At 42.2% G+C, this 2256-nt stretch carries 1 protein-coding gene and 1 pseudogene; both read left to right on the top strand.

All coding sequences use genetic code 11. The annotated features are described in order from the left end of the window. Nucleotides 1-669: pseudogene (locus tag ECA01S_RS14425) on the top strand (hypothetical protein); the annotation flags it as partial. Further along, the coding region (locus tag ECA01S_RS13720; protein WP_067396503.1) for a type IV secretory system conjugative DNA transfer family protein at nucleotides 656-2256 on the top strand (1601 nt) is incomplete at its 3' end. The pseudogene ECA01S_RS14425 and the gene ECA01S_RS13720, both read left to right, overlap by 14 nt.

Below are 2256 nucleotides of genomic sequence, written 5' to 3'. Positions count from 1 at the left end.
CGCAAAGCCTACGACAAGGAGAATTTGCAAACAGCAGCGGCACTTGTGGCAGCCAATCAAAACTTGAGGAAAGGAACCCCGTTAGCAGACGGAAAATCCGACCCAAGAGAGAAACAACAAGGGACACAAATCCTTCAAAACAACCGACGGATAGGACAATCACGAAAAGGAAGCGTCGACGGTCAACGTTCAGCGACACGTCGTCAAGGGCAAAAACAAGCGCTGGCTAAGACAGAAGCTGCACAGACGGGAACCAAACAGCGGCAAGCGACAAACAATCGGTCAGTCGCCCGTAGCCAACACCGAACGATTGGGCAAAAACCTGCCAATACAACGATTACACCTAAAACCAACAGCCAATCAAGAGGACGCTCCTTAAACGGAACGGGGGGCAGTCCATTGCGATATAAAGCACCTGTTCGTCAAAAAATGCAAGCTGTTCAACAAGTCATTGACCAACCATCACCGAAAGTTCAAGCAACAGAAAGTCGTCCGACGACAACCGTTGTGCCACCGATTACACGCATGGCCAAACGAAATGCACCACCTGTAAAAATAAAAAAAGCACCGAAAGGGTCCGCTGTTCGTCGAACCATTAAAGCGAAGACAGCCCCACCTTCTGCAAAAAATCCAATGAAAGGAATGAGACGACCTCGTGCAAGAAAATAATTTTTTTAATGGACTGTTTCAGTCAAAAAATCCTTCAAAAGGAACCAACCAACCCCCACAACGGACAAAATATCAGCAACTTCTCCTTGCCTTTTGTTTTGTAGGGGTGTTGCTTTATCCTTTTTCATTTACGGGCGTTATTCCTTTATTAGTGGTACAACTAATTGATAAGAAAGAGAAAGCAGCACATGTCTATGACATGGACTATGAGAGCTTCCTAAAGCGTGGAAGCTCTCTTTTTTTTAGCCTAGCTTTTCTCTTTTCAATTCTTAACCTACTCAGTTTTACTTTATGGATTCCACGTGGCTACTTTTCCGCCTATCTCTTCTTTCCACTTAACTTGTTACACACCAGCCTACAATTTAGCTGGCAAACAATCGTCGCATTAGTGCTTGGTGGGTGTGGCATGGGCAGTATCTTTGTTTCATTTTCAGCATTTATCGCCAAGCGGAAAGTCGTGTCAAAAGAAGAGGAGCGCAAGCAAATTCTACAAGCCAAAGACTACAAGAAACGAAAGAAAGAGAAGTTCAAAGAATCGCAACGATATACAGATGACTATGAACGGGCCTATGAAACAGCCATTGAAACCATGGACTTTGCGTTGTATGAACAACTAAAAAAACAATTTCTGCTAGGGACAAGTGAGTTTGGGCTGCCTTATATCATGGACTTTGACGAGTTTAATCAACATGCGTTAATCCCAGCCACGACTGGTTCAGGGAAGACCGTTTTGCTTCAATTATTCGTTCAATATGCTGCTAAATTCAATATGCCAGCGATACTGATTGATGGTAAAGGCGCACGAGATACATTGGAAGCCATGCAAGCGATTGCTGGGTACTACGATAAAGAAGTACGAGCGTTTACAGATGATGGAGATATGCGATACAACCCAGTAGAACGTGGGAATGATATATCGATTCGAGATAAGCTGGTTACCTTAGCAGAGACAGAGAGCGTCTTTTATTCAGGCGCCGCAAAATCTCTTCTGCAAGTCACTATTCAATTGTTAGACGAGTTCAAAGATGCTGATGTCCACCTATCAGGTGACGCTGAAACAACCACAGGTATCGAAAGAAGTTTGCCTTTTGTGCAAAAATTCTTGCTTCCTAGAAACGTCCTTCATTTGTTTGCGGACGCTATCTTACCCAATAATCCCAAGTTATTTGAGATTGAGGTAGAGAAAAAAATAGAGCGTCCAAAGAAAAAAACAGCAAAAGAAGTAACACAAATACTTGATGATTCAGACATTCAAACGGAGAATGAGAACCAAGAAGAAGTGAAAAAATCGCAAGTAAAAGATAGTAAATTTAGAAACATTTTCCAGCAAGGAGACACACAACCAGAGACAGAAACGATTGTTCTTAACCGTGAAACATTGGATTTAGATTCGTATTATCTGTTACTCAAAAGGAACCTTAAGTACCTACCAAAAAATGCAGAAACAGGGGAGAATGTCAAGCGAAAATTGTTTGAACGATTGTTTATTCGCTATGAACACAAAGACTCTCCGTTTTATTTGTACGCTACTTCCGAAGCATTACAGAACAATTTAAACATGTTACTTGATAGCAAATTGGGGGAACT

The sequence above is a fragment of the Enterococcus canis NBRC 100695 genome (genome assembly GCF_001544375.1).
GTDB classification, from domain to species: domain Bacteria; phylum Bacillota; class Bacilli; order Lactobacillales; family Enterococcaceae; genus Enterococcus_H; species Enterococcus_H canis.
Note: the sequence above shows the minus strand (reverse complement) of the source record. Positions and strands in the feature narration are given on the sequence as shown.